Consider the following 23,222-nt stretch of genomic DNA (forward strand, 5'->3'; position numbering starts at 1 on the left):
GAATAGCGCCGATGAGAAAAGACATCCCCAACCTCGGCGCGCTGCAGGCCTTCGAGGCGTCGGCACGGCTGGGCAGCTTCACGCGCGCGGCGAGCGAACTGGCGCTCACGCAGAGCGCAGTCGGCCGGCAGGTGGCCATGCTGGAGCAGCGCCTGGGCGTGCCGCTGTTCTCGCGCGTGCGGCGCCGCCTCACGCTCACCGACACGGGCCGGGAGTACGCGGCGCGCATCCGCCGCCACCTCGACCAGATCCGCCGCGACACGCTGGAGATCAGCGCCGGCCACGAGATGGGCTTCGTGCTGGAACTGGCCGTGGTGCCCACCTTCGCCACGCAGTGGCTCATACCGCGGCTGCCGGAGTTCAGCCGGCTGCATCCGAACATCACGGTGAACCTGTCGGCACGCTCGCAGCCTTTTTCCTTCCAGGAGAACGCCTACGACGCGGCCATCTACTTCGGCGACCAGTTCTGGCCGAACACGCGCGGCGGGCTGATCTTTTCCGAAGGCGAGATGGTGCCCATCTGCAGCCCCGCTTTCCGCGATGCGCATGGGCCGTGGGATGAAGCCGGTCTCGAGCGCTGCCGCCACGTGCACCTGAGCACGCGCGCCCACGCATGGCGCGACTGGTATGCGCAGCAAGGCTGGGAGTACACGGTGCACGCCTCGCGCGGTCCGCGCTACGAGCTCTTCACCATGGTGGTGGCTGCCACCGCGGCCGGCATGGGCGTGGGCCTGGCGCCGCGCATCCTGATCGAGCATGAGTTGCGCACGGGCGAACTCGTGATCCCGGTCGACCGGCACCTGGACGTGCGCCAGGGCTACTACTTCGCGTACCCCGAGGGCCGGCCGGCCTCCGGGGCACTGGAAGACTTCAAGCGCTGGGTGCTCGGGCTGACGCCCGCCTCACCCGGCAAGAAAGCCTAGACCGGGTTCGGGTTGCGCTCCAGGAAGCCCTGCTGGTGCCAGTAGGGATAGGCCCGCGTCGTCGCGCTGGCCGCGTCGAGCTCGGCAACCTGCGCGGGCGTGAGGTTCCAGCCCACCGCGCCGAGGTTCTGCCGCAGCTGCGCCTCGTCGCGAGCGCCGATCACCACGCTGGACACGGTTGGGCGCTGCAGCAGCCAGTTGAGCGCCACCTGCGGCACCGTCTTGCCGACTTCGGCGCCGACCTTCTCCAGCGCATCGACCACGCGGTACAGCAGCTCGTCGGGCACGGGAGGGCCCATGTCGGCCGTCACGTGCAGCCGGCTGTTGGCGGGCAGCGGCTGTCCGCGGCGGATCTTGCCCGTGAGCCGGCCCCAGCCCAGCGGGCTCCACACCACCGCGCCCACGCCCTGGTCGATGCCCAGCGGCATCAGCTCCCACTCGTAGTCGCGGCCGACCAGCGAGTAGTAGGCCTGGTTCGCGACGTAGCGCGCGAGGCCGTACCGGTCCGACACGGCCAGCGACTTCATCAGGTGCCAGCCGGAGAAGTTCGACACGCCGATGTAGCGCAGCTTGCCAGCGCGCACCAGGTCATCGAGCGTGCCCAGCGTCTCCTCCACCGGCGTGCTCGCATCGAAACCGTGGAGCTGGAACAGGTCGATGTAGTCGGTGCCCAGTCGCTTGAGCGAGGCATCGACGGCCTTCACGAGGTGATGGCGCGACGAACCCACGTCGTTCGGCCCCTCACCGCTGCGGAAGGTGGCCTTGGTGGAGATCAGCAGCCCGTCGCGCGGCCTGCCCTTGATCGCCTCGCCGAGTACCGACTCGGCCGCGCCGGCCGAGTAGATGTCGGCGCTGTCGAACATGTTCACGCCCGCTTCGAGGCAGATGTCGATGAGCTTGCGCGCCTCGGCCACGTCGGTGCTGCCCCACGCGCTGAAGAACTCGCCCTTGCCCCCGAAGGTGCCGGTGCCAAAACTCAACACGGGGACCTTGAGGCCGGATTTGCCCAGATGACGGTATTCCAAAGTGCTGCTCCTTGGTGCTTGAGGAATTCGGGATGAAGAAGGTACGGCAGACCGGTCAGTCTGCCGCGCGGCCATTGTTTGATGGCGCGCTCAACCTTGCGCGCGGACGGGGTTTGCGCAACGGGCCACAAATGGTTGACGAAGTCATCACCCAGTTCACTTTTAAGCCTTTAGCATGCGCCGCGAGGCCGTGGCCCCGCGCTCATCCGTTGCGCGAGACACGGCTTCTGCAGAGCAGATAAACAACGAATCTTCAGGGAGGAAAACCCATGCTTGTCGAAATCGACAAACACGGAATGATCAGTCACGCGCGTGTGCGGCATGCGCGCAGTCCGCAGATCGAACGAGGGAAACGCACCGCCGCCATCACCGGCATCGTCGTGCACCAGACCGATGCCGAAACGCTGGAGTCATCGCTGAACAGCTACAGGAACCCCAAGGCCAATGGAGCGCACTTTCTCATCGACAAGGATGGGACGATCTATCAGACGGCGGCGATTTATCAGAGGACGAATCATGTGGGGCCGTTGAAGGCGAGGTGTCTGATAACAGGCAAATGCACCCCGCGGGACTTTCCGGCAAAGGCTGGAGCCACGGCGATTCATCGCATTGAAATGCGCAAGGCGCCGCATGAGCGCTATCCAGGCAACATGGAAGCCATCGGAATCGAGATGGTTGGCAGGGCAAGACTGCCCGCTGGATTCCGGCCCATCCCGGAAGAACGACATTGGTCCCTTGACAAACTGCGAGGCGAGTACGGCATATTCGACACGCCGACCGCCGCGCAAAATCAAGCGCTCTCATGGCTGGTAAGCGTACTTGAGGACTCGATGCAAATGCCTCACACCGAGGTATTCCGCCATCCCTTGGTCAGCAGCAAGAACAAGACCGAAGCCCAGGGCGCAAACTGGAATCTGCCCGTACCAAAGCCATGAACAAGTTCAACTCCCTCATCGTCACGACCTTGATCGTGGCGACAGGAATAGCTGTAGCAGAGGCGGCCGACCGGCGATATCCCCTCGCTTACGTGCAAAAGATCGAGATCACGGAGCCGTCGCGCCGAACGGCCTGGGAAGACAAGGATTTCCTGGATTGCGACGATGTCGTGCTAACGGAAGAGGACGTCCGCTACGCCCTGCTTCATATGCGCAGGGTTTCATGGAGTGCCTATGCCCCTGAAAACACCGACACCACTGGATGCAAGGGCAGTGTGCTGGTGACGTTCAAGAATGGAAAGATTCTGGCCATGGGCATTGAGCCCACCGGGCGAATCACCACCGCAGAGTACGACACCGGAATGAAAGTCACGGCAAGTCCTGCGGGCTTCTACGAATGCGACCCTTGCAGGGAGCGCAAGATGAAGCTTCTGAAAGACGCGCTATATCGAGCCGATGAGCGAAGGCTCAAGAAGTTGGAGGCGGAAGGAAAAATTCCGCCGGGTGAAGCAGAACGTCGCCTGAAGACATTGAGGGCGAGCCGCTGACCCTTGTTCTCCACCCAACCCGCTTCGGCGGGTTTTCTTTCGCCCCACACTCCCAATCAACCGCCCGTCGGCTGGATACCATCGCCCGATGCGAATCTCCCTCGAAAGCCCCGCCCAACCCGACGTCATCCAGCTCATCGACGACCTCGACGCCTACCAGAAGCCGCTCTACCCGCCCGAGTGCCACTACGGCATCGACATCGCGGCGCTGTCGGCGCCGAACGTGCTGTTCGCCGTCGCCCGCGATGGCGAGGGCACGGCCATCGGCTGCGGTGCCATCGTCATGGAGCCGGAGTTCGGCGAGCTAAAGCGCATGTATGTGCGCCCCGAGAACCGGGGGCAAGGTGTCGCGGCGAAAGTGCTGGGCTTCCTTGAAGGCGAAGCGATGGCGCGTGGCTGCGCGATGTTCAGGCTGGAAACGGGCGTGAGCCAGCCGGAGGCACTGTCGTTCTATGCGCGCGCGGGCTATGTGCGGCGCGGACCGTTCGGGAGCTACCCGGATGACCCGCTGAGCGTGTTCATGCAGAAGACGGCAGCGTGAACATCGTCTTTCGCAAGGCAGTGCCAGCAGATACGGCGGGCTGCATCGAGTTGCGAGGCAAGACCAGGGAAAACGCCTTCACGGTCGATCAGCTCGCAGCCCTCGGGATCACGTTCGCGAGTTGGGGCGCGGGCATCGCTGACGGCTCGCTGCCGGGTTACGTCTGCACTGTGGACGGCGAACTCGCCGGCTATTGCTTCGGCGACCGCGACACAGGCGAAATCGTGGTGCTGGCGCTCTTGCCAGCCTTCGAGGGGATGGGCCTTGGCAAGCGTCTGCTGGACCTGATGGTCGACGAGTTCAGGGCATCGGGGTTCAACAGACTCTTTCTGGGCTGTTCGTCCGACCCCGAGGTCCGGTCGTACGGGTTCTACCGGCATCTGGGCTGGAAGCCCACGGGCGCTGTCGACGCTGCGGGCGACGAAGTCCTCGAATATTTCCCCTCATAGCACGACCGCGCAAGGCGCTGGTCATCCGTCGCCCCGCGCGCCGACAGGCGCAATCCCGCTGCATCAGGGGAAACACCTAGAAGCTCTTCCGCGAAGCGCCTGCGCAAGCCTTCCGCGAATGAAACAGCGCGCGCGCAGCCTCCCCAAAGCCCTTTTTTCGCTGGCCCGCTCCTTGCAACCACGATCAAAAATGACAGAAAATTTTCTTCTCTGACTTATATTTGTAAACCGGTTTTCAAAAAACGCACACTTTCGGGCGCATCGCACCCTCCATGAGCACCACTTTCGACTCCCCAGGCACCACCGTGGCTCAGCGCATCGCGCAGGCTTTGCCACGGCTGTCTCGCTCGCACCGGCAGGTGGCCGACTACGTACTGGAGCATCCGCTGCAGGTCGCCACGCTGCCCATCGATGAGCTGGCAGCGGTGGTGGGCGTCTCGGTGGCCACAGCCAACCGCTTTGCGCGGGCGCTGGATTTCGATGGCTACGCCGCCTTCCGGGCCGAGCTCGTGCGCGGCTTCGAGCCGCTGGTGGCGCCGGTCGAGCGTCTGCGCGGCAATCTGGAGCGGCCGACCACGGTGGCCGAGGTGTTCGCCACCGCGCTCGACGAGAGCCGCCGCAACATCGACGCGACCCGCCAGACGCTGGACTACGCCGCATGCGAAGCCGCGGTGGAGCGCATCGGCAAGGCGCGCTCGGTGTACATCGGCGGCTTCGGCGCGAGCGCGTGGCTCGCGGGGCTGCTGCAGCACGGGCTGGACGGCAGCTGCAGCGACGTGCGCATGCTCTCCAGCGTGAGCGGCGTCACGCATGCGGCGCGCACGCTGATGCACGCAGGGCCGCAGGACGTGTTCATCGGCCTGACCTTTCCGCGCTACCTGACGGACACCATTTCGCTCGCGCAGATCGCGCGCAGCCAGGGCTGCGCCGTGATCGCCCTCACCGACCGCCCCAGCTCGCCGCTGGCGCCGCTGGCCGACGTGGCGCTCTTCTGCCAGACCGAGACCAGCTACCGCCCGAACTGCGAGACCAGCGTGCTCGCGCTGATCGAGGCGCTGACCAGCGCGGTGGCGCTGCGCGCGCCCGACCCGGTGCACTCGGCCGGCCGCATCCTGCACGCGGTGCGACCGTGGCTGCATGGGGCCAACGGGCTGCCCCGCATCAACGGCCTCGACACGGGCGCCGCCGGGCAGGACAAGACAACGACAGATGCCTCCGCCGCGACCGGCGCCGGCAAGAGAAAGAAGAAAGCTTCCCGATGATCCAGACTCACGTGCCCGTGATCGCCATCCATGGCGGCGCCGGCACCATCAGCGCCGCGACGACGAGCGCGGAACAGGCGCAGGCCTATCACGATGCATTGAAGAGCATCGTGGCCGCTGCGCAGGCGATGCTGCTCAAGGGCGCATCCGCGCTGGACGCCACCTGCCTCGCGGTGGAGATGCTCGAGGAGTGCCCGCTCTTCAACGCCGGCCACGGTGCAGTGTTCACGCACGACGAGACGCATGAGCTCGATGCCGCCGTGATGGATGGCGCCACGCTCGCCGCCGGCGCCATCGCGGGCGTGTGCCACATCCGCCGCCCGGTGCGGGCCGCGCGCGCCGTGCTCGAAGACGGCGCCCATGTACTGCTGGCCGGCGCGGGTGCCGAGGCCTTCGCTCGCGAACGCGGGCTGGAGATGGTCGAGCCCTCGTTCTTCTCCACCGAGGCACGTCGCCAGCAGCTCTACCGCGTGCGCGGCACGGGCCGCGTGGTGACGGACCATGAAGGCGCCTCGATGACCGCATCCTCGCCGCTCGACGAGGACAAGAAGTTCGGCACCGTCGGCGCGGTCGCGCTCGACATGCACGGCCATCTGGCCGCGGCCACCTCTACCGGGGGCATGACCAACAAGCGCGTGGGCCGCATCGGCGACTCGCCGCTCATCGGCGCCGGCACCTACGCCGACGACCGCACGGCCGCCGTGTCGTGTACCGGCAGCGGCGAGATGTTCATCCGCGTCGCCGCGGCCTACGACGTCTGCGCGCGCATGGCCTACGGCGGCGCGACGCTCGAAGCCGCCACGCACGCCGTGGTGCAGCAGTCGCTGCCGGCCATCGGCGGCTCCGGCGGGCTGATCGCCGTGGACCGCCACGGCAACCTGAGCCTGGCCTTCAACAGCGAAGGCATGTACCGCGGCCACGCGCGCGGCAACGAAGCGCCGAAGACTGCCATCTTCGCCTGACGCAGCAGCCCCTTTTTTCTCGCATTCCCATGTCCACCCCTGCCCTCGCCCTGCCGGACGGCCGCGTTCTCGCCGTCGACGACCTCACCGTTCGCTTCTCGACTTCCGAGCGCACGGTCGATGCCGTGAAGAAGCTGTCATTCCACGTCGACCACGGCGAAACGCTCGCGGTGGTGGGCGAATCGGGTTCGGGCAAGTCGGTGACCTCGTTGGCGCTGATGCGCCTGGTGGAGCACGGCGGCGGCCGCATCCTGAACGGCAGCATGATGTTCCGCCGCCGCAACGGCGAGGTGCTCGACCTCGCGCAGGCGCGCGACAGTGCCATGCGCAACATCCGCGGCGCGGACATCGCGATGATCTTCCAGGAGCCGATGACGTCGCTGAACCCGGTGTTCACGGCCGGCGACCAGATCGCCGAGGCCATCCGCATCCACCAGGGCAAGAGCGACGCGGCCGCGCGCGCCGAAGCCCTGCGCATGCTGGAGCTGGTGCGCATTCCCGAGGCGCGCAACGTGCTCGACCGCTACCCGCATCAGCTCTCGGGCGGCATGCGCCAGCGCGTGATGATCGCGATGGCGCTGTCGTGCAAGCCGCAGCTGCTGATCGCCGACGAGCCCACCACCGCGCTGGACGTGACCATCCAGGCACAGATCCTCCAGCTCATCCGCGAGCTGCAGAAGGAGATGCACATGGGCGTGCTGTTCATCACGCACGACATGGGCGTGGTGGCCGAGATCGCCGACCGCGTGCTGGTGATGTTCCGCGGCGACAAGGTGGAAGAAGGCGTCTCCGACAACGTGTTCGCCGCGCCGCAGCACCCCTACACCCGCGCTCTGCTTTCGGCCGTGCCCAAGCTGGGCGCGATGCAGGGCACCGACCTGCCGGCCAAGTTCGAATTGCTGCGCACCGAGGCCAGCGCCGACGCCGCGGCGCCCCACCAGGCCACCCCGCAGGACACGGTGCGCGCCGACGCCGGCCCGATCCTGCGCGTGCGGGACCTCGTCACCCGCTTCGACGTGCGCAGCGGCCTCTTCGGCCGCGTGAAGCGCCGCGTGCATGCGGTGGAGAAGATCAGCTTCGACCTGTACCCCGGCGAGACGCTGGCGCTGGTCGGCGAGTCGGGCTGCGGCAAGTCGACCACCGGCCGCTCGCTGCTGCGCCTGGTCGAGAGCCAGAGCGGCGCCATCGAGTTCGGCGGCAAGAACATCCGCGAGCTGCCCACGCGCGAGCTGCAGGCGCTGCGCCGCAACATCCAGTTCATCTTCCAGGATCCGTTCGCCTCGCTCGATCCGCGCGTGACGGTGGGCTTCTCGATCATGGAGCCGCTGCTGATCCACAAGATCGCCAGCGGCGCCGAGGCGCAGCAGCGCGTCGACTGGCTGCTGCAGAAGGTGGGCCTGCCGCCCGAGGCGGCACAGCGCTATCCGCACGAGTTCTCAGGCGGCCAGCGCCAGCGCATCGCCATTGCGCGGGCGCTCGCGCTCAACCCCAAGGTGGTGGTGGCCGACGAATCGGTGTCGGCGCTGGACGTGTCCATCCAGGCGCAGATCGTCAACCTGATGCTCGACCTGCAGCGCGAGCTGGGCGTGGCTTTCCTCTTCATCTCGCACGACATGGCGGTGGTGGAGCGCATCAGCCACCGCGTGGCGGTGATGTACCTGGGCCAGATCGTCGAGATCGGCCCGCGCCGCGCAGTGTTCGAGGCGCCGCAGCACCCCTACACCCGCAAGCTGATGTCGGCAGTGCCGGTGGCCGATCCGTCGCGCCGCCACAAGCCGCGCGCCCTGCTCGAAGGCGAGATTCCCAGCCCGATCCGCGCGGTGGGCGACGAGCCCGAGGTGCCGCCGCTGGTGCAGGTCGCGCCGGGTCACTTCGTTGCGCGGCACGCCATCGGCGGCGCGTTCTGACCCGCGCCCCTTTTCTTTCCTCGTTCATTTTTCTCAACCCGCAGGCCCTCCTGCTTTTTTCCTCGAACCGACTGGAGTTCTTCCATGACGCAACAAGCATCTTCCTCCCTGCGATGGGCATCCGCATTGCTGGGCCTGGCCGCGCTGGCCGCCTCGGGCACGGCACTGGCCGCGAAAGACGTGGTGCTGTCCATCGGCTACCAGCCGGAAACGCTGGACCCGTACAACACCAACACCACCATCACCACGGCCGTGACCAAGACCTTCTATGAAGGCCTGTTCCAGTTCGACAAGGACCTGAAGGTGCAGAACGTGCTGGCCGAGGGCTACGAAGTGTCGAAGGACGGCCTGGTCTACACCATCAAGCTGCGCACCGGCGTGAAGTTCCACGACGGCACCGACTTCAACGCCGACGCCGTGAAGTTCACGCTCGACCGCGTGCTGAACCAGGACAACAAGCTGCTGCGCTACAACCAGTTCAACCGCGTGAGCAAGGTCGAGGTGGTGAACCCCAGCACCGTGCGCATCACGCTGAAGGAGCCCTTCGGCCCCTTCATCAACTCGCTGGCCCACGCATCGGCCGCCATGATCTCGCCCACCGCGTTGAAGAAGTGGGGCAACAAGGACATCGCCTTCCACCCCGTGGGCACGGGCCCCTTCGAGTTCGTCGAATGGAAGCAGACCGAAGCCGTCAAGGCCAAGAAGTTCGACGGCTACTGGAAGAAGGGCTATCCGAAGGTCGACAACATCTCGTGGAAGCCGGTGCTCGAGAACAACACGCGCGCCGCGATGCTGCAGACCGGCGAGGCCGACTTCGCCTACCCGATTCCCTATGAGCAGGCCGAGCTGCTGAAGAAGAGCGAGAAGCTCGAAGTGGTGGCATCGCCCTCGATCATCACGCGCTTCCTGGCATTCAACATGCTGCAGAAGCCCTACGACAACCCGAAGGTGCGCGAGGCCATCGGCTACGCCATCAACAAGGAGGCGCTGGCCAAGGTCGCCTTCGGCGGCTATGCCTTCCCCGCGCAGGGCGTGCTGCCCCAGGGCGTGAAGTACGCCGAGAAGATGGCCCCCATTCCCTACGACCTGAAAAAGGCCAAGGAACTGATGAAGGAAGCCGGCTACCCCGACGGCTTCGAGTCGGTGCTGTGGAGCGCCTACAACAACACGACCGCGCAGAAGACGATCCAGTTCGTGCAGCAGCAGCTTGCGCAGATCGGCATCAAGCTGCAGGTGCAGGCGCTCGAAGTGGGCCAGCGTACCGAGCAGGTGGATGCATGGCCCGATCCGAAGACGGCCAAGGTCCGCATGTACTACACCGGCTGGTCGTCGTCGACCGGCGAAGCCGACTGGGGCCTGCGCCCGCTGTTCGCCTCGGAAGCCTGGGCTCCCAAGCTGAACAACATGTCGTTCTACAAGAGCGAGACCGTCGACAACGCGCTGGCCAAGGCGCTGGTGACCACGGACGAGAAGGAACGCGCCGCGCTGTACAAGACCGCGCAGGAAGAGATCCGCAAGGACCTGCCGCGCGTGCCGATGGTCACCGAGCAGAACCTGTCGGCGCATGCCAAGCGTCTGTCGGGCGTGTTCGTGATGCCTGACGGCAACATCAACATCGACACGATCGCAGTGTCGAACTGAGTACTCCCCCAGGCTGCGCGCACTTCGTGTCGCTACGCCAACCCCCTCGCCGGGGGCAACACGCGCGGCCCGGCAGAGCCGGTTCCGCGGTGTTTCCCTGATGAGGGTGACTGTTTTGTGATGCCATGCTGAATTACTTTCTCAAACGACTGTTGGGCCTGATCCCCACGCTGCTCATCGTGGCAGTGCTGGTGTTCCTGTTCGTCCACATGCTGCCCGGCGATCCGGCGCGTCTCGCCGCCGGCCAGGACGCCGACGAGCAGACCGTGGCCATGGTCCGCGCGGAGCTCGGGCTGGACAAGCCGCTGCCGCAGCAGTTCGTGAGCTTCTTCTCCCACATGCTGCAGGGCGACTTCGGCACCTCCATCCGCACGCGGCGGCCGGTGGCGACCGAGATCGGCGAGCGCTTCTTCCCGACGGTGATGCTGACCATCACCAGCATGGTGTGGGCGGTGATCTTCGGCATGGCCATCGGCATCGTCTCGGCCGTGTACCGCAACAAGTGGCCCGACCGGCTGGGCATGACGCTCGCCGTGTCCGGCATCTCGTTTCCGGCCTTCGCGCTCGGCATGCTGCTGATGCAGATCTTCTCGGTCCAGCTCGGATGGCTGCCCACGGTGGGCGCCAGCAGCTGGAAGCACTACATCCTGCCCTCGATCACGCTGGGCGCGGCCGTGGCGGCCGTGATGGCGCGCTTCACGCGGGCCTCCTTCGTCGAGGTGATCCAGGAAGACTTCGTGCGCACTGCGCGCGCCAAGGGCGTGCGCGAGCGCGCCGTGATCATCAAGCACTGCCTGCGCAACGCGCTCATTCCGGTGGTGACGATGATGGGCCTGCAGTTCGGCTTCCTGCTGGGCGGCTCGATCCTGGTGGAGGCGGTGTTCAACTGGCCCGGCCTCGGTCGCCTGCTGGTCGATGCCGTGCAGATGCGCGACTACCCCGTCATCCAGACGCTGGTGCTGCTGTTCTCGCTCGAATTCATCCTGATCAACCTGGTGGTCGACGTGCTCTACGGCTACATCAACCCGACCATCCGGTACAAATGACCACCCCCAGGCTTCGCGCACTTCGTGTCGCTTCGCCCACCCCCTTGCAGGGGGCAACACCAGCGGCCCGGCAAAGCCGGTTCCGCGGTGTTCCCCGAAGGAACTGCAACACATGACTGATATGACTCAAGCTACCGGCGCGCCTGCCGAAACCATCGCGCCACCGGTCGTGGCCGTTCAAACCGCCGGCAAGGTCCGCACGCCCTGGGGCGAATGCTGGCGCCGCTTCAAGAAGCAGCCGGTGGGCATCGTCGCCGCGCTCTTCGTGCTGCTGCTGGTGTTCGTCGCGGTGTTCGCGCCATGGATCGTGCCTTTCGATCCGGAGAACTTCTTCGACTACGACATGCTGAACACCGGACCCTCGGCCGCGCACTGGTTCGGCGTCGATCCGCTGGGCCGCGACATCTTCAGCCGCATCCTGATGGGCGCGCGCATCTCGCTGATGGCGGGCTTCCTGTCGGTGGTACTGGGCGGCATCATCGGCACCGCATTCGGCCTGCTGGCGGGCTACTACGAAGGCTGGTGGGACCGCATCGTGATGCGCGTCTCGGACGTGCTCTTCGCCTTCCCCGGCATCCTGCTGGCGCTGGGCGTGGTCGCCATCCTGGGCAGCAGCATGACCAACGTGGTGGTGGCGGTGTCGGTGTTCAGCGTGCCGGCCTTCGCGCGCCTGGTGCGCGGCAACACACTGGTGCTCAAGCAGCAGACCTACATCGAGGCCGAGCGCAGCATCGGCGCGTCCGACTGGACCATCATCGTGCGGCACATCCTGCCGGGCACCATCTCGTCGATCGTGGTGTATTTCTCGATGCGCGTGGGCACGTCGATCATCACGGCCGCCAGCCTCTCGTTCCTGGGCATGGGCGCGCAGCCGCCGACGCCCGAATGGGGCGCGATGCTCAGCGAGGCCCGCGCCGACATGGTGACCTCGCCGCACGTGGCGCTCTTCCCCAGCCTGGCCATCTTCTTCACCGTGCTCGCCTTCAACCTGCTGGGCGATGCGCTGCGCGACGCGCTCGATCCGAAGATCGACCGCCAGTAAGTCTCTCTTTCTTCGCAATGTCTTCCAGCAAGCAGCAGGTCTCCCTCCCTTTCATCGGCAGCCTGCTCCAGGGCGAACGCAACGCCATCACCGACGTCGCAGGCGTCACCGTCGGCCACCGCACGCTGGCCGACGGGCCCGTGCAGACGGGCGTGACCGTCATCCGTCCGCACGCGGGCGACCTCTTCCGCGACAAGGTGCCCGCCGCCGCGGCGGTGCTCAACGGCTTCGGCAAGAGCGTCGGGCTGCTGCAGGTGGAAGAGCTCGGCGTGCTGGAGACGCCCATCGCGCTGACCAACACCTTCTCGGTCGGCACGGTGGCCGCGGCGCAGATCCGCCGCTGCGTGGCCGACAACCCCGAGTGCGGACGCACCCTGCCCACGGTCAATCCGCTGGTGTTCGAGTGCAACGACGGCTTTCTCAACGACATCCAGCGCATGGCGGTCAGCGAGGCCGACTACCTGCATGCGCTGACCGACACCGGGGTCGACTTCGAACAGGGCTCGGTCGGCGCGGGGCGCGGCATGTCGAGCTTCCAGCTCAAGGGCGGCATCGGCAGCGCGTCCCGGCGGGTGTCGGCGCGCAACGACGGCACCAGCGGCGGCCTGGGCGGCGAGAAGAACGCCGGCACCGGCGGCCTGCACACGGTGGGCGCGCTGGTGCTGGCCAACTACGGGCGCCAGCCGCAGCTGCTGCTGGCAGGACATGCGGTGGGCGAACGGCTCGCCGCGCTGCAGGCCGAGCGCAGCCTGCCGGCGGTGAACGAGGCCGAGAAGGGCTCGATCATCATCGTGGTGGCCACCGATGCCCCTCTCGACGCGCGCCAGCTGCGCCGCCTCGCGCTGCGCGCCGGTGCCGGGCTGGCGCGCACGGGCTCTGTCTTCGGGCACGGCAGCGGCGACATCGTGCTGGCCTTTTCAACCGCCTACACCGTGCCCTGCAGCGTCGAGCGGCCGATGCCGGCCGTGGCGATGCTGCACGACGGGCTGCTCGACGGCCTCTTCCAGGCCGCGGCCGACAGCACGGAACAGGCGATCATCCATGCGTTGTGCCGCGCCTCGCCGGTGACCGGACGCGACGGCAACCACCGCGCGGCGCTGTCCGACGTGCTGCCCGCCTCCGCCCTCTTCTCAACCCACGCCTGAACACGAACCGCCCAATGAAAGTCCTGATCTCCACCGACATCGAAGGCGTCGCCGGCGTCTATCACTCCGAGCAGGTCCGCGCGGGCAACCCGGAGTACGAGCGTGCCCGGCTGCTGATGACGCAAGAGGCCAACGCGGCGATCGCCGGCGCCTTCGACGCGGGCGCCACCGAGGTGCTGGTGAACGATTCGCACGGGGGCTTTCGCAACATGCCGCCCGACCTGCTCGATTCGCGCGCCCGCGTGATCCAGGGCAAGCCGCGCTACCTGAGCATGGTGGCGGGCGTGGAAGAAGGCGTGGACGCCGTCTGCATGGTCGGCTACCACTCGCGCGCCCAGGGGCGCGGCATCCTCGCCCACACGATCAACAGCTTCGCGTTCGCGGGCATCTCGCTCGGCGGCGAGGAACTGGGCGAGGCCGGCCTCTACGGCGCGCTGGCCGGCGAATACGGCGTGCCGGTGGTGATGGCCAGCGGCGACGACGTTTTCATCGCCGAGAACCGCCCGCTCTTCCCGCACGCGACCTTCGTGGAGACGAAGAAGGCCACGGGCTGCACCAGTGGCGTGTCGCTCTCGCCCGAGCAGTCGCGCCGGGCAATCCGTGCGGGCGTGGAAGAAGCATTGGCGGCCCGCGCGAAGGCCAAGCCGCTCGTCTTCGAAGGACCGCAGTCGGTGACGCTGCGCGCCCAGACCTCTGCACTGGCCGATCTCTTCTGCCAGTGGCCGAGCTTCGAGCGCGTGGACGGCGTCACCCTCCGCTTCACCGCCCCGACGGTGGAAGCGGCCGTGCGCATGCTGAACTGCTGCTCGGCGATGTCGTCGATGCTGCGCTAGACCACCTTGTAGACACGGATAACCACGGCCTCGCGCTGCGGCCGCAGCGGATCGAGCGTGCCCACGTAGACGAAGTCGTTGAGCCAGCCGTACTTGCCCTCGGGCGCAATGATCTGCAGCGTCGAGAACGCGTAGCGCGGCCCGTTCCTTGGATTGCGCGACAGCACCGTGTTGCGCACCGAGATCACCACGCCGTCGTCGGTCTTGAGCTCGTAGACGGCATCGAGGTTCTTCGCGCCGTCACGGCGCAGCAACTGGCGGTCGGCCCCGCCGGCCAGCACCGTGCCGCGCAGGCCCGGCCCCTCGAACGAGCCGCCCGTGATCGGCACCATGAAGCGCTCCCCGAAGGGCGAGGCGCCCAGCGTCATCGGCGGCGCGATGTCGACGATGGCCTCATAGACGAATTCGGTGCGGGGCAGCACGACCGGGAAGCGTTCGCTGGTCGGCGTGGCGATGGCAGCCGGCGGCGCATCGGCCGCATTGGCATTGGAGAAAGCGGCCACGGTTGCGAACCCGGCAAGGAGCGCGCCGCGGCGCGAGGTCGAAGCAGTCATTGCGTTTCCAGCCAATCTGGTTATTTAAGATAACCATTTCACTGCGGCCGGTCGGCAGGCGCGTCAGGACTTACCCGGACTGCGTTCATTGCCTCGGAGTGGCGAAGCCAGCATTGCGGCCTTATCCGGAATAAGCATCAAACCGCCCGGAAACCCGCATGGATACTGGCGAATAAGCTTATCCGCATAAAGCGCGAACCAAAAAATAGTTTGGTTCCATAAGGAGCGCTCGGACAATCGCGCCTTCTTGCTGGGGTGCCCCGTTCCATGCGCGGCACCGCACTTCCTCAAGACACACGCACGATGTACCAATACACAGAATTCGACCGCCAGTTCGTCCACCAGCGGGCTGCCCAATTCCGCGACCAGCTCGAGCGCTGGCAGAAAGGCAAGCTCGCCGAAGACGAGTTCCGCCCCCTGCGCCTGCAAAACGGCTGGTATGTGCAGCGCTACGCGCCGATGCTGCGCGTGGCCGTGCCCTACGGCGAACTGTCGAGCCGCCAGCTGCGCGTGCTGGCCCGCATCGCCCGCGAGTACGACGAGCCCGAGGCGGAGGTCTACAAGAAGGCCATCGAGACGCAAGGCCTGCTCGGCAGCCAGAAGCTCCCCACCCACTACGCTCACTTCACGACTCGCCAGAACGTCCAGTACAACTGGATTCCGCTGGCCAAGTCGGCCGACGTGATGGACCTGCTGGCCTCGGTCGACATGCACGGCATCCAGACCAGCGGCAACTGCATCCGCAACATCACCAGCGACGAGCGCGCCGGCATCGCCGTCGACGAGGTCGCAGATCCGCGCCCGTTCGCGGAAATCATGCGCCAGTGGAGCACGCTGCACCCCGAATTCGCGTTCCTGCCGCGCAAGTTCAAGATCGCCATCACCGGCGCCACCGAGGACCGCGCCGCCACCGGCTGGCACGACGTGGGCCTGCACGTGGTGAAACACGAAGCCGGCGACGCATCACAAAACATCGCCCCTGGCGCTGTGGGCTTCCGTGTGCAGGTGGGCGGCGGCATGGGCCGCACGCCCATCGTGGGCACGGTGCTGCGCGAGTTCCTGCCGTGGCAGCAGATCATGAACTACCTCGAGGCCGTGATCCGCGTCTACAACCGCTACGGCCGCCGCGACAACATCTACAAGGCGCGCATCAAGATCCTGGTGAAGGCCGAGGGCCAGCGCTACATCGACGACGTCGAGGCCGAGTACAAGCAGATCCTCGAGCACGACGGCGCGCCGCACACCATCACGCAGGAAGAGTACGACCGCGTGGCCGCATCGTTCGTGCCGCCCGCGCTCGCCACCCGCGTGCTGCAGAGCGCCGAGAAGACCGACGCCGAGCTGCGCCACCACGCCGCCGACGACGTGCAGTTCGCCCGCTGGCTGGCGCGCAACGTGGCGCCGCACAAGAACCCGGCCCTGCGCGCCGTGACGCTGTCGTTCAAGCGCCTGAAGCAGGCCCCTGGCGACGCATCGGCCGATCAGCTCGACACCATCGCCGAACTGGCAGACCGCTTCTCGGCCGGCGAAGCCCGCGTGACGCACGACCAGAACGTGCTGCTGCCCTGGGTGCATGCCGAAGACCTGCACGCGCTGTGGCTCGCCGCCCGCGCGGCCGGCTTCGCCAGCGCCAACGTGCACCTGCTGACGGACATGATCGCCTGCCCCGGCGGCGACTTCTGCGCACTGGCCAACGCACGCTCCATTCCGGTCGCCGAAGCCATCACCGAGCGCTACCAGGACCTCGACGAACTCGACGACCTGGGCGAGATCGACCTGCACATCAGCGGCTGCATCAATTCGTGCGGCCACCACCACAGCGGCCACATCGGCATCCTCGGCGTCGACAAGGACGGCAAGGAGTGGTACCAGGTCACCCTCGGCGGCTCCGACGGCTCTGCGCTCAGCGGCACGCCGCAGGCCGGCAAGGTGGTGGGCCCCTCGTTCTCGGCGGCAGAAGTGCCCGGCGTGATCGAGGCCGTGCTCAACACCTACCGCGATACCCGTGAGAACGGCGAGAACTTCATCGACACGCTGCGCCGCGTCGGCCACGACCCGTTCAAGGCCGCCGCCAACGGTGCACGTTTCAAGGTGGAGGAAGCAGCATGAAAAAAACCCTGAACATCCTCTCGGCGGAAGAACACGTCGACGACGGCGACCCGAAGGTGCTGCAGTTGCCCAACGACGCCGACCCGCTCGCCATCGAGGTGTGCCTGGCCGACATCGAGCGCATCGACCTGCACTTCCCGAAGTTCACCGATGGCCGCGCCTACAGCCAGGCCTTCCTGCTGCGCCGCCGCCTGGGCTTTACCGGCGACATCCGCGCCACGGGCGACGTGCTGATCGACCAGCTCGTGCAGATGGAGCGCACCGGTTTCTCGAGCGCGGTGCTCAAGGAAGGCGTGGACGCCTCCGACGCGCAGCGCCAGTTCGACCGCTTCGCCGCCTTCTACCAGGGCGATGCGGTGCAGACCGTTCCGCACTTCGCGGCGGCTACCGAGAGCGCGTGAAGGCATCGACATGAGCATCGACATCGACCGCATCAACGCCGAGCTGGGCCGCAACGCCCAGGGCCTGGTGGACTGGGCGCTCGGCCTGGGCCAGCCGGCCATCGTCACCACCAACTTCCGCCCCTTCGAGGCGGTGATCCTGCACCTGGTCACGCAGGTGAAGCGCGACGTGCCGGTGGTGTGGATGGACAACGGCTACAACACCGAGGCCACCTACCGCTTTGCCGACGAGGTGACGAAGCAACTGGGCCTGGACCTGCACATCTACCTGCCGCGCCGCTCGCGCGCCCATCGCGAGGCAGTGGAAGGCCCCACGCCCGCGCTGGACGACCCGCGCCACGCCGCCTTCACCGAAGAGGTGAAGCTGGAGCCCTTCGCGCGCGCGCTGCGCGAGACGGCGCCGAAGGTCTGGTTCACCGCGCTGCGAGCCACCGACACGGCCGTGCGTGCGCAGATGGACCCGGTCAGCATCAACCCCGACGGCCTGATCAAGGTCGCGCCGCTGCTGCACTGGTCGTCCAAGGATCTGCACGAGTACTGCGTAAAGCACGGCCTGCCCAACAACTTCGACTACGTCGACCCGACCAAGGGCGAAGACAACCGCGAGTGCGGGCTGCACCTCGCGCACTGAGCGCCCGCCCCGCATCGACCTACCGCATCCAGCACCCCATCCTCCGATGAACGCCCGAACCGAAACCGAACTGCTGCTGCCGGCGGCACACCTGTCCAACACGCACCTCGATGCGCTGGAGGAAGAAACCATCTTCATCCTGCGCGAAGTGGCGGCCGCCTTCGAGCGCCCCACCCTGCTGTTCTCGGGCGGCAAGGATTCGCTGGTGCTGCTGAAGTGCGCGGAGAAGGCTTTCGGCGTCGGCCGCATTCCCTATCCGCTCTTGATGATCGACACCGGCCACAACTTCCCCGAGGTGACGGAGTACCGCGACCGCCGTGCGAAGGAACTGGGCGCGGAGCTGATCGTGCGCAGCGTGGAGGACTCGATGAAGCGCGGCACCGTGCGGCTGGCACATCCGGGCGAGTCGCGCAACGCGCACCAGTCGGTGACGCTGCTGGAGGCGATCGAGGAATTCCGCTTCGACGCGCTGATCGGCGGCGCCCGCCGCGACGAGGAGAAGGCGCGCGCCAAGGAGCGCATCTTTTCGCACCGCGACAGCTTCGGCCAGTGGCAGCCCAAGGACCAGCGCCCGGAGCTCTGGACGCTGTTCAACACCCGCCTCGCGCCGGGCGAGCATTTCCGCGTGTTCCCGATCTCGAACTGGACCGAGCTCGACGTGTGGCAGTACATCGCCCGCGAGGAAGTCGGCCTGCCCTCGATCTACTACACGCACAAGCGCGAAGTGGTGGAGCGCCGCGGCCTGCTGGTGCCCGTGACCGGGCTGACCCCGGCGCGCGACGGCGAGACGGTGCAGGTGCGCGACGTGCGCTTCCGCACCGTGGGCGACATCACCACCACCTGCCCGGTGGAAAGCCTGGCAGCCGATGCGAGCGACGTGGTGCTCGAGACGCTGTCGGTCGACGTGAGCGAGCGCGGTGCCACGCGGATGGACGACATGACGTCCGAAGCTTCGATGGAAAAACGCAAGAAAGACGGGTACTTCTGACCCACCCCCAGGCTTCGCGCACTTCGTGTCGCTACGCCCACCCCCTCGCAGGGGGCAACACCAGCGGCCCGGCAGAGCCGGTTCCGCGGTGTTCCACGAATTGGAGAATCACTCAATGAACGCTGCTGTCATTTCAAACGCCTCGCCCGCCGAAATTCACGGCGACACCGGCACCGCCCTGCGCTTCATCACCTGCGGCTCGGTAGACGACGGCAAGAGCACGCTCATCGGCCGCCTGCTGGTCGACAGCAAGACCGTGCTGCAGGACCAGCTCGCCGGCGTGCAGCGCGGCGGCGAGACCGACCTGGCCCTGCTGACGGACGGCCTCTCGGCCGAGCGCGAACAGGGCATCACCATCGACGTGGCATACCGCTACTTCTCGACCGCAAAGCGCAAGTTCATCATCGGCGACGCGCCGGGCCATGAGCAGTACACGCGCAACATGGTCACGGCCGCCTCCGCCGCCGACGCCGCCGTGGTGCTGGTCGATGCGACCAAGCTGGCCTGGGCCGCCGAGGTGGAGGACGGCACCGTGGTCAAGCGCGAGCTGCTGCCGCAGACGCGCCGCCACACGCTCCTGTGCCACCTGCTGCGCGTGCAGTCGATCGTGTTCGCAGTCAACAAGCTCGACGCCATCGCCGACGCCGGCCTGGCCTTCGAACGCATCTCGACCGCGCTGAACGCCTTCGCCGAAGCGGCGGGCGTGCAGGTGACGGCCATCGTGCCGATCTCCGCGCTCAAGGGCTGGAACGTGGCCACGCGCCATCCCGACTGGGTCGGCTACGAAGGCCCCAGCCTGCTCGAACTGCTGGAAGACCTGCCGGTGACCGCGCAGGACGAGGCCGTGCCCTTCGCCTTCCCGGTGCAGTGGGTCGAGAAGTTCTCGTCGTCGGCCGACACCTCGCAGGGCCGCCGCGTGTTCTGGGGCCGCGTCGCCTCGGGCCACGTGGAGCCGGGCCAGCGCGTGACCGTGCTGCCGAGCAACCAGACCGCCACCGTCGCCCAGGTGCTGAGCCACACGCGCCAGCCGAAGGCGGTGCATGCGGGCCACAGCGCCGGCATCGTGCTCGACCGCGAGGTCGACGTGTCGCGCGGCGACTGGCTGCTGGCGCCCGGCGCCTTCGAGCCGGTGCGCGAGATCACCGCCACCGTGGCCTGGCTCGACGACGAGCCGCTGGTCGCGGGCCGCGTCTACTGGGCGCTGCAGGGCCACCGCTGGGTGAAGGCCAAGGTGGCGCGCATCGTCGACCGCGTGAACATCACCACGCTCGAGTCGGAAGCCGCGACGCAGCTTGAAGCCAACGCCATCGGCGACGTGATGCTCTCGCTGCAGCAGCCGCTGGCCGTGCTGCCCTTCACGCAATCACGTGCGCTGGGCTCCCTCGTGCTGGTCGATACGGCCTCCCACAAGACCGCCGCTGCCGTTCTCGTGCAGCCCTCCGCCGCAAAGGCCTAAAATCACGGGTTTTCCCCGACCTCACCACTGACGCCAGAGAACAAATGACCCACGTCGTCTCCGAAGCCTGCATCCGTTGCAAATACACCGACTGCGTGGACGTTTGCCCCGTCGACTGTTTCCGCGAAGGTCCCAACATGCTGGTGATCGACCCGGACGAATGCATCGACTGCGCGGTCTGCATCCCTGAATGCCCGGTCAACGCGATCTACGCCGAGGAAGACCTGCCGGCCAACCAGATCGCCTTCATCAAGATCAACGCCGAGCTGGCCCAGGCCGACGGCTGGAAGAGCATCACCAAGCGCAAGCCCGCCCTGCCTGAGGCCGAGGAGTGGAAGGACAAGACGGACAAGCTCGGGGAGCTGATCCGCTGAACCAGCCGGCCGCCATCGCCGCTCCCATCGAGACCGACGCGCTGATCGTCGGCGCCGGCCCCGTGGGGCTGTTCCAGGCCTTCCAGCTGGGCCTTCTCGAAATCTCCTGCCATATCGTCGATGCACTGCCCGCCGCCGGCGGCCAGTGCGTGGCGCTGTATGGCGACAAGCCCATCTACGACATTCCCGGCACGCCCGTGACCAGCGGGCGCGACCTGGCGCAGTCGCTGCTGCAGCAGGTGGCGCCTTTCAAGCCGCAATTCCACTTCGGCGAGCAGGTCTCCACCCTGGCGCGCGAGGCCGATGGGCGGCTGCTGCTGACCACCTCGGCGGGCAAGGCATTCCTTGCCAAAACCGTGTTCATCGCGGCCGGTGTCGGCGCCTTCGTGCCCAAGCGCATCGCGGTCGAGGGCATTGCGCAATTCGAGGGTTCCTCGCTCTTCTATCACCCCGATTCGCTGGATCGCTTCGCCGGGCAGACGGTCGTGGTCAACGGCGGAGACGACGTCACGCTCGAAACCGCCATCGCGCTCACGACCATCGCGAAGCAGGTCACGCTGGTGCACCGGCGCGATGGTTTCCAGGCCGAGGAAGCGACCGTCGCGACCATGCGCGCCCTCGTGGCCGCGGGCAAGCTGGCTTTCAAGGTCGGCCAGCCCGCCGCCTTCGACGGCAGGCAGCTCCGGATCACCACGCCTGACGCGACCACGCTGGACCTGCCGCTGGACGCGCTGGTCGCCTGCCTCGGCATCTCGCCGCGCCTCGGCCCCATCGCCGACTGGGGCCTGGAGCTGGAGCGCAAGCAGGTGCCGGTCGACACCGAGAAGTACGAAACCCGCGAGCGCGGCGTGTTCGCGGTGGGCGACATCAACACCTACCCGGGCAAGAAGAAGCTCATCGTCTGCGGCTTCCACGAGGCAACGCTGGCCGCCTGGGGCGCAACCGCCATCGTGTTCCCAGGCAAGGCCGTGCCGCTGCAGTACACGACCACCAGCACCCGCCTGCATGAGCTGCTGGGCGTGGCCGGTTCCCGCTAGCTAGTTCGCAGCATCGGGCAGCAGCGCCCGGTATTCGCCGACGAAGCTGCCGATGGCGGCCACGTAGCGGTCGATGTCCACGTCGCTCAGCGGCAGCGACAGCACCACGAAGCCGCGCGGCGAGGTGTAGATGCCCTCGCTCAGCAGATGGAAGAAAAGCAGCTGGCGCAGACGCGCGTCGACGGGCGCAAGGTCGTCGGTGCTGCGTACCTCGCCGCCCACGAAATGCGCGTTCATCAGCGAGCCGATGCCGGTGAACTGCATCGCCACGCCCTCGCCGGCACACAGCGCATTGAGCCGCTTGCGCATCGCATCGCCCCTGTCTGCCAACGCGCCTGCCGCCTCGGGCGTGAACAGCTTCGTGAGCCCGGCGTGGCCGGCCGCCATCGTCAGCACGTTGTTGTTGAAGGTGCCCGAGTGGGCCAGCGACCCGGTGCGTGGATCGAACAACGCCATCACGTCGGCACGTCCGCCGAAGGCGCCGAAGGACATGCCGCCGCCGATGTACTTGCCCAGCGTGGTCAGGTCGCAGCGGATGCCCAGTTTGTTCGCCAGGCCGTGCGGCGCGAGGCGAGAAGTCATCACCTCGTCGAAGATCAGCAGCGCTCCCACTCGGGTGGCCGATTCGCGCAGCGCCTGCAGGAACTCCAGCCGGCCCGGGATGCAGCCGCTCGCGCCCTGCATCGGCTCCAGCAGGACAGCGGCGATCTCGGGGCCGTGCTTGCCGATCTGCTCGCGCGCGGTCTGCTCGTCGTTGTAGGGCAGCACCAGGAAGTCGAAGGGCACGGTGGTCGGCAGCGGCTTGGCGCCGAAGCCCAGCACCCCGCCGTGGTAGCCGCCCGAGAACACGACGATCTTGCGCCGCCCCGTGAAGTGCAGCGCCGCCGTCACCGCCATCAGGTTCGCCTCGGTGCCGGAGTTGGTGAAGCGCAATTGCTCGATCTGCGGAAAGCGCTCGCAGATGAGCCTGGCAAGCCGGCCTTCGAGCAGGTTGTGGCCGGTGAGGTTGATGCCGCCCTTCATGGCTTCGGCGACGGCCTCGCGGATCTCTGGGGCCGAGTGCCCGTAGACGCCGGCCGTGTACTCGGCGATGAAGTCGGCATAGCGATGGCCATCGGCGTCCCAGAGCGTCGCGCCCTCGCCCCTGGCGATGGTCAGCGGGAAGGGCGCATAGAACAGCACCGAGCGGCTGTTGGCGCCGGGCATGTAGCGCGCCTGCTCCTCGAACTGGCGCAGGCTGGCGGGGTTGGCCTCGTTGAAGCGGCGGTGCGCGGCCGCAAGGGCCTGGTCGATGTCGGCGTGGGCCATGGCGATGTCCTTCAGGAGTGGTGCGCCCGTCGCATGCAGCGCGATTTATTGATCAATGCTCAATTTAATTTGTTTATACAGTCAACCCGGCTGCCGCACAATGGC

23 protein-coding genes are annotated in these 23,222 nt (G+C 67.0%); 20 read left to right on the forward strand and 3 right to left on the reverse strand.

Annotated elements, in window-relative coordinates:
* The first annotated feature begins 11 nt into the window (after positions 1 to 11).
* Positions 12 to 923, forward strand: a complete 912-nt coding sequence (locus G369_RS0105205) for a LysR substrate-binding domain-containing protein (RefSeq protein WP_019652924.1) — start codon at positions 12 to 14, stop codon at positions 921 to 923.
* Here the strand turns inward: G369_RS0105205 and G369_RS0105210 are convergent.
* Positions 920 to 1,948 carry an aldo/keto reductase gene (locus G369_RS0105210; protein ID WP_019652925.1) on the reverse strand — a complete coding sequence of 343 codons (1,029 nt, stop codon included), beginning with the start codon at positions 1,946 to 1,948 and terminating at the stop codon, positions 920 to 922. The genes G369_RS0105205 and G369_RS0105210 overlap by 4 nt on opposite strands.
* A 269-nt stretch (positions 1,949 to 2,217) precedes the next feature.
* Between G369_RS0105210 and G369_RS0105215 the strand changes: the two genes are divergently transcribed.
* From G369_RS0105215 to G369_RS0105270, 12 genes are all read left to right on the forward strand, one after another.
* Positions 2,218 to 2,883, forward strand: a complete 666-nt coding sequence (locus G369_RS0105215) for a peptidoglycan recognition protein family protein (RefSeq protein ID WP_019652926.1) — start codon at positions 2,218 to 2,220, stop codon at positions 2,881 to 2,883.
* A complete protein-coding gene (locus G369_RS0105220; protein WP_019652927.1) occupies positions 2,880 to 3,431 on the forward strand; it encodes a hypothetical protein in 552 nt (183 codons plus the stop codon). Before G369_RS0105215 ends, G369_RS0105220 begins: the two co-directional genes overlap by 4 nt.
* Positions 3,432 to 3,519: 88 nt before the next feature.
* Positions 3,520 to 3,972, forward strand: coding sequence for a GNAT family N-acetyltransferase (locus tag G369_RS0105225; RefSeq protein ID WP_019652928.1), 453 nt, complete (start codon positions 3,520 to 3,522; stop codon positions 3,970 to 3,972).
* Positions 3,969 to 4,421 (forward strand): GNAT family N-acetyltransferase, encoded by a 453-nt coding sequence (locus G369_RS0105230; protein WP_019652929.1) that lies wholly within the window; start codon positions 3,969 to 3,971, stop codon positions 4,419 to 4,421. The genes G369_RS0105225 and G369_RS0105230 overlap by 4 nt, the downstream gene beginning before the upstream one ends.
* Before the next feature lie 272 nt (positions 4,422 to 4,693).
* Complete coding sequence (locus G369_RS0105235) at positions 4,694 to 5,683, forward strand: MurR/RpiR family transcriptional regulator (protein WP_019652930.1); 990 nt, start codon at positions 4,694 to 4,696, stop codon at positions 5,681 to 5,683.
* Positions 5,680 to 6,645: an isoaspartyl peptidase/L-asparaginase family protein gene (locus G369_RS0105240; protein ID WP_019652931.1), complete on the forward strand. Its 966-nt coding sequence runs from the start codon at positions 5,680 to 5,682 to the stop codon at positions 6,643 to 6,645. The genes G369_RS0105235 and G369_RS0105240 overlap by 4 nt, the downstream gene beginning before the upstream one ends.
* A gap of 29 nt (positions 6,646 to 6,674) precedes the next feature.
* A complete protein-coding gene (locus tag G369_RS0105245; RefSeq protein WP_019652932.1) occupies positions 6,675 to 8,552 on the forward strand; it encodes a dipeptide ABC transporter ATP-binding protein in 1,878 nt (625 codons plus the stop codon).
* Between the two features lie 84 nt (positions 8,553 to 8,636).
* Positions 8,637 to 10,193, forward strand: a complete 1,557-nt coding sequence (gene gsiB / locus G369_RS0105250) for a glutathione ABC transporter substrate-binding protein GsiB (protein WP_019652933.1) — start codon at positions 8,637 to 8,639, stop codon at positions 10,191 to 10,193.
* A 125-nt stretch (positions 10,194 to 10,318) separates the two neighbouring features.
* Complete coding sequence (gene gsiC / locus G369_RS0105255) at positions 10,319 to 11,239, forward strand: glutathione ABC transporter permease GsiC (protein ID WP_019652934.1); 921 nt, start codon at positions 10,319 to 10,321, stop codon at positions 11,237 to 11,239.
* Between the two features lie 121 nt (positions 11,240 to 11,360).
* Positions 11,361 to 12,281, forward strand: coding sequence for a glutathione ABC transporter permease GsiD (gene gsiD, locus G369_RS0105260; RefSeq protein ID WP_019652935.1), 921 nt, complete (start codon positions 11,361 to 11,363; stop codon positions 12,279 to 12,281).
* Between the two features lie 17 nt (positions 12,282 to 12,298).
* Positions 12,299 to 13,426, forward strand: a complete 1,128-nt coding sequence (locus G369_RS0105265; protein WP_019652936.1) for a DmpA family aminopeptidase — start codon at positions 12,299 to 12,301, stop codon at positions 13,424 to 13,426.
* A gap of 14 nt (positions 13,427 to 13,440) precedes the next feature.
* Positions 13,441 to 14,259, forward strand: a complete 819-nt coding sequence (locus tag G369_RS0105270) for a M55 family metallopeptidase (protein WP_019652937.1) — start codon at positions 13,441 to 13,443, stop codon at positions 14,257 to 14,259.
* On the opposite strand, the gene G369_RS35450 is transcribed toward G369_RS0105270, so the two are convergent.
* Positions 14,256 to 14,813 carry a DUF3237 domain-containing protein gene (locus tag G369_RS35450; protein WP_019652938.1) on the reverse strand — a complete coding sequence of 186 codons (558 nt, stop codon included), beginning with the start codon at positions 14,811 to 14,813 and terminating at the stop codon, positions 14,256 to 14,258. The genes G369_RS0105270 and G369_RS35450 overlap by 4 nt on opposite strands.
* Before the next feature lie 303 nt (positions 14,814 to 15,116).
* Here G369_RS35450 and G369_RS0105280 point away from each other — a divergent pair, with 303 nt between their 5' ends.
* The 7 genes from G369_RS0105280 to G369_RS0105310 all read left to right on the forward strand — a co-directional run bounded on the left by G369_RS0105280 (position 15,117) and on the right by G369_RS0105310 (position 21,809).
* The gene (locus tag G369_RS0105280) at positions 15,117 to 16,922 is read left to right on the forward strand and encodes a nitrite/sulfite reductase (protein ID WP_019652939.1); all 1,806 of its coding nucleotides are present in this window, start codon (positions 15,117 to 15,119) and stop codon (positions 16,920 to 16,922) included.
* On the forward strand, positions 16,919 to 17,323 hold the full coding sequence (locus tag G369_RS0105285; RefSeq protein ID WP_019652940.1) for a DUF934 domain-containing protein: 405 nt from the start codon (positions 16,919 to 16,921) through the stop codon (positions 17,321 to 17,323). The genes G369_RS0105280 and G369_RS0105285 overlap by 4 nt, the downstream gene beginning before the upstream one ends.
* Positions 17,324 to 17,333: 10 nt before the next feature.
* Positions 17,334 to 17,954, forward strand: coding sequence for a phosphoadenosine phosphosulfate reductase domain-containing protein (locus G369_RS0105290; RefSeq protein WP_019652941.1), 621 nt, complete (start codon positions 17,334 to 17,336; stop codon positions 17,952 to 17,954).
* A 46-nt stretch (positions 17,955 to 18,000) separates the two neighbouring features.
* Positions 18,001 to 18,942, forward strand: a complete 942-nt coding sequence (gene cysD, locus G369_RS0105295) for a sulfate adenylyltransferase subunit CysD (RefSeq protein WP_019652942.1) — start codon at positions 18,001 to 18,003, stop codon at positions 18,940 to 18,942.
* Between the two features lie 115 nt (positions 18,943 to 19,057).
* Entirely contained in the window at positions 19,058 to 20,398 is a 1,341-nt protein-coding gene (locus G369_RS0105300; protein ID WP_019652943.1) for a sulfate adenylyltransferase subunit 1, read from the forward strand.
* A gap of 44 nt (positions 20,399 to 20,442) precedes the next feature.
* Complete coding sequence (gene fdxA / locus G369_RS0105305; RefSeq protein ID WP_019652944.1) at positions 20,443 to 20,772, forward strand: ferredoxin FdxA; 330 nt, start codon at positions 20,443 to 20,445, stop codon at positions 20,770 to 20,772.
* On the forward strand, positions 20,730 to 21,809 hold the full coding sequence (locus G369_RS0105310; RefSeq protein ID WP_019652945.1) for an NAD(P)/FAD-dependent oxidoreductase: 1,080 nt from the start codon (positions 20,730 to 20,732) through the stop codon (positions 21,807 to 21,809). Before fdxA ends, G369_RS0105310 begins: the two co-directional genes overlap by 43 nt.
* On the opposite strand, the gene G369_RS0105315 is transcribed toward G369_RS0105310, so the two are convergent.
* A complete protein-coding gene (locus tag G369_RS0105315; protein ID WP_019652946.1) occupies positions 21,810 to 23,117 on the reverse strand; it encodes an aspartate aminotransferase family protein in 1,308 nt (435 codons plus the stop codon).
* Between the last annotated feature and the right edge of the window lie 105 nt (positions 23,118 to 23,222).

It is taken from the genome of Variovorax atrisoli 110B (assembly GCF_000382045.1).
Taxonomy (GTDB): domain Bacteria; phylum Pseudomonadota; class Gammaproteobacteria; order Burkholderiales; family Burkholderiaceae_C; genus Variovorax; species Variovorax atrisoli.